The organism is Acinetobacter sp. WC-743 (assembly GCF_000335555.1).
Classification (GTDB): domain Bacteria; phylum Pseudomonadota; class Gammaproteobacteria; order Pseudomonadales; family Moraxellaceae; genus Acinetobacter; species Acinetobacter bereziniae.
The window spans coordinates 1-326 of sequence record NZ_AMFQ01000054.1 but is presented as its reverse complement, the minus strand read 5'-3'; the positions used below and the strand labels follow the sequence as shown (position 1 = coordinate 326).

1 pseudogene is annotated in these 326 nt (G+C 39.6%); it reads left to right on the top strand.

The annotated features are described in order from the left end of the window. A pseudogene (locus ACINWC743_RS07190) lies at nucleotides 1-231 on the top strand (hypothetical protein); the annotation flags it as partial. Nucleotides 232-326: the final 95 nt, after the last annotated feature.

The following is a 326-nucleotide window of genomic DNA, read 5'->3' as shown; positions in this document are numbered from 1 at the left end:
ATCGGTTTTGGTTTAGACAGTGATAAAAACAGTAGCGTGACCAAGAGCGGTATCAATACGTCAAATATCACCATTCGAGATGAACAAGGTCAGCAAGCTTTAACGGGTAAAACCGCTGAGCAGATCAAGTCAGACATCTTGACCAGTGTGACAACAGATACAGCCCGAGAAAATAGTGGTGCGTTAAAAAATAACTTTGATAAAGACAAGGTTCAAAGTGAAATCAATTTGCTGATCCTAGACACTATCGTGGACAGTACTTCCCTCTAAATTCTTAAAATATTTCTGCTCAAAAGCTTCAGGGCTTAACCAACCATTTGCAGAAT